This is a genomic window from uncultured Stenotrophomonas sp. (assembly GCF_963519925.1).
Classification (GTDB): Bacteria; Pseudomonadota; Gammaproteobacteria; order Xanthomonadales; family Xanthomonadaceae; genus Stenotrophomonas; species Stenotrophomonas maltophilia_AE.
Genome location: NZ_CAUQPH010000160.1, coordinates 1 through 7,199 on the forward strand (window position 1 = coordinate 1; position 7,199 = coordinate 7,199).

3 protein-coding genes are annotated in these 7,199 nt (G+C 67.2%); 1 reads left to right on the top strand and 2 read right to left on the bottom strand.

Annotated features, from left to right (window positions below; translation table 11 throughout):
• Positions 1-1,165, bottom strand: a 1,165-nt coding sequence (locus tag RWO33_RS17950; protein WP_314106557.1) for an efflux RND transporter periplasmic adaptor subunit, incomplete at its 3' end; no start/stop codon positions are given.
• Complete coding sequence (locus tag RWO33_RS17955; protein WP_260844182.1) at positions 1,165-1,749, bottom strand: TetR/AcrR family transcriptional regulator; 585 nt, start codon at positions 1,747-1,749, stop codon at positions 1,165-1,167. The genes RWO33_RS17955 and RWO33_RS17950, both read right to left, overlap by 1 nt.
• Before the next feature lie 368 nt (positions 1,750-2,117).
• Between RWO33_RS17955 and RWO33_RS17960 the strand changes: the two genes are divergently transcribed.
• Positions 2,118-7,064, top strand: coding sequence for an NAD-glutamate dehydrogenase domain-containing protein (locus tag RWO33_RS17960; RefSeq protein ID WP_343229916.1), 4,947 nt, complete (start codon positions 2,118-2,120; stop codon positions 7,062-7,064).
• Positions 7,065-7,199: the final 135 nt, after the last annotated feature.

Here is a 7,199-nt window from a genome sequence, read left to right on the forward strand (position 1 = left end):
GTGCAGCCCCGGCCGGGGCCTGGCCATTGCCGTTGGCGGCGGTCGGGGTCCACGGCTTGGCCGTGGCCGGCGCGCCTTCCTTGACCTTCTGCACGCCCGCCACGATCACCTGGTCGCCGGCCTCCAGGCCGCTGCTGACCAGCCAGTTGCTGCCCTGCTGGCCTTCGGTGACGACGTTGCGGCGCAGGACCTTGCCGTCCTTGCCGACGACCATCACGTAGCCGCCGATGGTGTCACGCTGCAGCGCCTGCAACGGAACCAGGAAGGCATTCTTGCGCTCGCCCAGCGCCGCCTGGAAGCTCACGAACGATCCCGGCAGCAGGATCTTGTCCGGGTTCGGCAGCACGGCGCGCAGGGTTACCGCGCCGGTGGACGGGTCGACCACGGCCGAGGAGTAATCCAGCGTGCCCGCGTGCTCATAGGCGGTGCCGTCGGCCAGCTTCACCTGCACGGTCGATTTGCCGTCGCCGGACAGGGTCACCGCGCCCTTGGCCTGGGCCTGGCGCAGCTGGGTGAGTTCGTCCGAGCTCATCGAGAAGTTGACGTACAGCGGGTCGAGCTGGTCCACGGTGGTCAGCAGGGTGATGTCGCCCTGGCCGACCAGCGCGCCTTCGGTGACCTGCTGTTTGCCGGCGCGGCCGTCGATCGGCGAGGTGACCTGGGCATAGCCGAGGTTGATCTTGGCGTTCGACAGCGACGCCTGGGCCTGCTGCACGGCAGCGGCGGCGGTGCGCTCGGTGGCTTCAGCGGCGTCCAGGTCCGACCGGGAGACGAACTTCTGCGGGGCCAGCGAACGGGCGCGGGCGGCGTCCGCCTTGGCGTTGGCGTAGGTGGCCTGCGCCGAGGCCAGTTCGGCCTGCGAGGCATTCAGTGCGGCCTGCAGCGGCGCCGGGTCGATCAGGAACAGCACCTGGCCCTGCTTCACGTCCTGGCCTTCCTGGTAGACGCGCTTGAGCAGCACGCCCGGCACGCGGGCGCGCACGTCGGCACTGCGGTACGGCGACAGGCGGCCGACCAGCTCACGCTGCAGCGGCAGGGTGTCGGCTTTGGCCTCGATCACGCCCACTTCCGGCGGCGGGGGCGTCTGTTGCTCCTCCTTCTTGCAGGCGGTCAACGCGACGGCGACTGCGCACGACAGGGCAAAGGTGCGGAGTGGGGCGATCATCAGGAGAAACTCCGGTGTTGGTTTGAATGCGGTGGGCGGACCGCGTCCGGCGCGGCAAACGCACGCAGGAAGCTGTCCACGGAAAATTCGGCCCAGCGGCGCCGCTGCGAAGCGTCAGCACGATGGGGGGTGTGGAACCGTTGTTTCTCGAAATCCAGCCCGGCGATCATGCTCAATAGCAGCTCGGCCATGAAGTGCGGGTCGTCATGCCGGAGCAGGCCATCCCGACACCGCTGTTGGATCCATTCAGCGAGGTGAAGGCTGAGCGCACCCGCGCCATCGCGATAGAGCGAACGTGCTTCGTCGGGAAACTGGGCCGCCTCCGCTGCGATCAGGCGGCGGGCCTGGGCCACGTGGGGTTCGTTGAAGTGGTCCAGGTAGTCGAGCGCGAACTGCAGCAGGCTGCCGCGCAGGTCGTCGCCGTCCAGGGCGCGCAGGCCGGCGGTGGCGCGGCACAGGTGCCGCTGCAGGACCCGGCGCAGCAGTTCCTGCTTGCTGCCGTAGCGGCTGTAGAGGGTCTGCTTGGAGCATCCCGCCTGCTGCGCGACCGACTCCATGCTCAGCTGCATGCCCTGGGTGGCCATCAGATCGCGCACGGCATCGAACACGCGATGATCGCGCGCGTCGAGGACCGCAGCGGCTGGGGCAGGGGAGTTCACGCGGTGGACTATACCGTCCAGTTCAGAATTGGTGAAGCGTGGCGTTCGGCACGGTCCGTCATGGCGACATCAAGCTGCCACCGCGCGTGCCGATGCTGTTGCATCCGCTGCATCGCGGTCGGCATCCATACCGCCGCGGATTGAACGTGTCGATGTAAACGCCACCCAACCCGAAAAACCTTATTCCGTCCTGCAGCAAGGTGTTTTCATGCGGTAGGGCTACAATTTCATCTTTCCAACTGGGCAACACGCACCGCTCTGCCATGAAACCGCAAAAAACAGCAGCCAAGACCGTGAAAAAAACGACCAAACCAGCCGATACGCAGACTGTTTCGCCAGTGGGCTTCTCGCTGGAACCGGTGTACACGGCCTTGCGCAAGCGTTACCCGGCGGCCGGGCAGGCCGAGGCAGTGGCGTTCGCCGCAGACTTCTACAAGCGCATGGAAGCGGACGAGTTCCCGCACCACACCGCTGAAGAATGGGCCGCGCTGGCCGGCGACACCCTCGAATTCGCGCGCGCGCGCAAGGCTGGCAAGGCCAACGTGCGCGTGTTCAACCCCACCCTGAAGGCCAACGGTTGGGAATCGGCGCACACCGTGCTGCAGATCGTCAACGACGACATGCCGTTCCTGGTCGACACCGTGACCATGACCCTGGCCGACCACGGCGTGGGCGTACACGTGCTGGGCCACCCGGTGATCCGTTTCACCCGCGACAAGTCCGGCAAGGTGTCGAGCGTGGGCGAGGGCACCGCTGAATCGGTGATGCTGCTGGAAATCGACCGCCAGCCGGCCGAGGCCATGGCCGATGTCGAGCAGGCCATCGTCAAGGCGCTGGAGGAAGTGCGGGCCATCGTCGGCGACTGGCAGGCCATGCGCAGCAAGGCGCTGGCCCTGGCCGACGACCTCGGCACCCGCCAGCTGCCAGTGGACGACGCGTCGCGCGCCGAAGCGCAGGCATTCCTGCGCTGGGCCGCTGAAAACCACTTCACCTTCTTCGGCTATCGCGAGTACCGCGTCGAGAAGCAGGGCAAGGAAGACGTGCTGGCGCCGTTGAACGACACCGGCCTGGGCCTGATGCGCGGCAAGGACAAGTCCGCCGCGCGCCCGGTCAAGACCTTGGCCGCGCAGGGCCTCAACGCCACCACCGGGTTGAAGGACGCGCTGATCCTGACCAAGACCAACGCGCGTTCGCGCGTGCACCGCGCCGGCTACATGGATTACATCGGCGTGCTGGAATTCGACGCCAAGGGCAGGATCATCGGCGAACAGCGCTTCCTCGGCCTGTTCACCTCCAGCGCCTACAACCGCCGCCCGTGGGAAATCCCGCTGGTGCGCCAGCGCCACGAATACGTGATGAGCAAGTCGGGCCTGGCCCCGGCCAGCCACAGCGGCAAGGCGCTGCGCCACATCCTGGAAACCCTGCCGCGCGAAGAGCTGTTCCAGTCCAGCGAGGAAGAGCTGTACCGCACCGCCATCGGCGTGCTCGGCCTGCAGGAGCGCGTGCGCAGCCGCCTGTTCCTGCGCCGCGACAAGTACAGCCGTTTCATTTCCGCGCTGGTGTACCTGCCGCGCGAACGCTTCAACACCGACGTGCGCCTGCGCATCGAAGCGATGCTCAAGGACGCCCTGCAGGGCGAATACGTGGACAGCTCGGTGGTGCTCGGTGAGTCGCCGCTGGCCCAGGTGCACCTGATCGTGCGCCCGAAGGCCGGCCAGACCCTGGAAGTGGACACCCGCGTGCTGGAACAGAAGCTGGCCCAGGTCCTGCGCAACTGGCAGGACGACCTGCGCGAAGCGCTGGTGGTCCGCCACGGCGAAAGCGAAGGCCTGCGCATCGCCTCGCGCATCGGCAAGGCACTGCCGGCCGGGTACATCGAGGACTCCAGCACCGAGATCGCGGCCAATGACGTCAGCCAGCTCGACGCGCTGACCGGTCCGGACGACCTGCGCCTGAGCCTGCAGGCCGTGCAGCGCGAAGGTGGCGAGGGCCTGCGCCTGAAGCTGTACCGCCAGCTGGACGACATCCCGCTGTCCGACGCGCTGCCGATGATGGAAAACATGGGCCTGCGCGTGATCTCCGAGCGCCCGTACCGCCTCAGCGTGGACAACGCGCCGGTGTACGTGCAGGACTTCGAAGTGGAGTCGCTGGCCGGTCCTATCAACGCGACCAGCGCCGACGCCGCGTTCGGCGAAACCTTCGCCCGGGTCTGGCACGGCGACGCCGAGAACGACGGCTTCAACCGCCTGGTGCTGGCCGCCGGCCTGCACTGGCGCCAGGTCGCGATGCTGCGTGGCTACTGCAAGTACCTGCTGCAGACCGGCGTGCCGTTCTCGCAGGCCTACGTGGAAGCCACCTTCACCCGTTACCCGCTGCTGGCCCGCCTGCTGGTCGAGCTGTTCGAGGCGCGCTTCGACCCGGCCACCGGGAACGAGGACAAGGCGGCAATCGCCGAGGGCCAGGCCGAGCTGCGCGCACACCTGGACGTGCTCTCCGGTGGCGACGAGGCCACCCTCAAGGTGCTCGGCACCGTGGTCGATGCCCGCAAGGGCGACCGCAAGGCGCAGATGGACGCGGCGCGCGATGCGCTGCTCAAGTTGATGGACCGCGTCTCCAGCCTGGACGAAGACCGCATCCTGCGCAGCTTCATGGGCGTGATCGACGCCACCCTGCGTACCAGCTACTACCAGACCGACGCGGAGGGCCGCCACGGCCACGTGATCAGCTTCAAGTTCGATTCGGCGCTGGTGCCGGACCTGCCCAAGCCGCGCCCGTACCGCGAAATCTTTGTGTACGGTCCGCGCGTGGAAGGTACCCACCTGCGCTTCGGCGCGGTCGCCCGTGGCGGCCTGCGCTGGTCGGACCGTCGCGAAGACTTCCGTACCGAAGTGCTGGGCCTGGTCAAGGCGCAGATGGTGAAGAACACGGTGATCGTGCCGGTCGGTGCCAAGGGTGGCTTCTTCGCCAAGACCCCGCCGGCCAGCGGCGACCGTGATGCGGTGTTCGCCAATGGCGTGGCCTGCTACAAGCTGTTCATCCAGGGCCTGCTGGACATCACCGACAACATCGTCAACAACAAGATCGTGCCGCCGGTGGACGTGGTCCGCCACGACATGGACGACCCGTACCTGGTGGTGGCGGCCGACAAGGGCACCGCGACCTTCTCCGACATCGCCAACGGCCTGGCCATCGCGCACGGCTTCTGGATGGGCGATGCGTTCGCTTCCGGCGGTTCGGTCGGTTACGACCACAAGGGCATGGGCATCACCGCGCGCGGTGCGTGGGAGTCGGTCAAGCGCCACTTCCGTGCGCTGGGCCGTGACAGCCAGAGCCAGGACTTCACCACCGTGGGCGTCGGCGACATGTCCGGCGACGTGTTCGGCAACGGCATGCTGCTGTCTCGGCATATCCGCCTGCTGGCCGCGTTCGACCACCGCCACATCTTCCTGGATCCGAATCCGGATGCGGCCACGTCGTTCGTCGAGCGCGAGCGCATGTTCACCGTGCCGCGGTCGAGCTGGGCCGACTACGACGCCAAGCTGATCAGCAAGGGCGGCGGCATCTACCCGCGCACCCTGAAGTCGATCGAGATCACGCCGCAGGTGCGTGAAGCGCTGGGCCTGGACGACAACGTCAAGGCACTGTCGCCCAACGACCTGATGAGCGCGATCCTGAAGGCGCCGGTGGACCTGCTGTGGAATGGCGGCATCGGTACCTACGTCAAGGCCGCCACCGAACAGCACAGCGACGTCGGCGATCGCGCCAACAACGCGCTGCGCGTCAACGGTGGCGAGCTGCGCTGCAAGGTGGTGGGCGAGGGTGGCAACCTGGGCATGACCCAGCTCGGCCGTATCGAGGCGGCCCAGGCCGGCGTGCTGCTCAACACCGACTTCATCGACAACTCGGCCGGCGTGGATACCTCCGACCACGAAGTCAACATCAAGATCCTGCTCAACGACGTGGTGCGGGCCAAGAAGCTGACCGTGGACGCGCGCAACAAGCTGCTGGCGTCGATGACCGACGAAGTGGCCGAGCTGGTGCTCAACGACAACTACCGCCAGAACCAGGCCCTCAGCCTGATGGAGCGGATGGCGGTCAAGCGCCTCGGTTCGAAGCAGCACTTCATCCGCACCCTGGAAAAGCAGGGCCTGCTGGACCGGCAGATCGAGTTCCTGCCGTCCGACGCCGAGCTGTCGGCGCGCAAGGCGCGCGGCCAGGGCCTGACCCGTCCGGAGCTGTCGGTGCTGCTGTCGTACTCCAAGCTGGTGGCGTTCGCGCAGCTGCTGGAGTCGGACATCCCGGAAGATCCCTACCTGTCCAAGGAGCTGCAGCGCTACTTCCCGACGCCGCTGCAGAAGAAGTACGCGGATGCGATGGAGCGTCACCGCCTGAAGCGCGAAATCATCGCCACGGCGGTGACCAACCAGACCATCAACCGCATGGGCGCCACCTTCCTGATGCGCATGCAGGAAGACACCGGCCGCAGCATCGCCGAGGTCGCCAAGGCGTATACGATCAGCCGCGAAACGCTGGATGCAAGAGCCCTGTGGGCGCAGATCGACGCGCTCGACGGGACCCTGCCGGAATCGGTGCAGATCGATGCGCTGGAAGTGATCTGGAAGCTGCAGCGCTCGTTCGTTCGCTGGCTGCTGTTCCGCCCCGGCGCGATGCCGGGCATCACCGAGGCGGTGAACCGCTACCAGGCGCCGTTCAACGACATCCGCGACGCGTCTGGCGTGCTGCCCGATTCGCAGCGTCCGGCCTATGAGGCAAGCGTGCAGGAGTGGAAGGACAAGGGCCTGCCGCCGGCATTGGCACAGCAGCTGTCCGAGCTGCAGTTCCTGGAGCCGGCGTTCGACATCATCGAACTGGCGCGCACCCGCAAGCTGAAGCCGGTGGACGTGTCCAAGGTCCACTTCCGCCTGGGCGACGCCCTGCAGCTGCCATGGCTGTTCGAGCAGATCGACGCGCTTGAGGTCAACGGCCGCTGGCACGCGGTGGCGCGTGGCGTGCTGCGCGACGAGCTGGCCGCCCATCACCGCAACCTGGCTGCCCAGGTGCTGTCGATGAAGGGTGGCAGCGCCGAGGCCAAGGTCGCGGCCTGGATCGGCCGTGACGACAGCAGCCTGCGTTTCACCCTGTCGATGCTGCAGGAGCTGGCCGAGCAGAAGACGCTCGACTACCCGACGGTATCGGTGGCGGTGCAGCGCCTGGGCCAGCTGGCCGCCCACGGCGCGTAAGCGCTCGGAATTGCCGGGCTCTGCCCGGCAACGGCTGCACGAAAAGGCCCCGCCACAATGGCGGGGTCTTTTTTATTTGAAGCAGACGCGGTTGCCGGTGGGGCGAGCGCGGGGCCGCCGTGCCCTTGTGGGCGA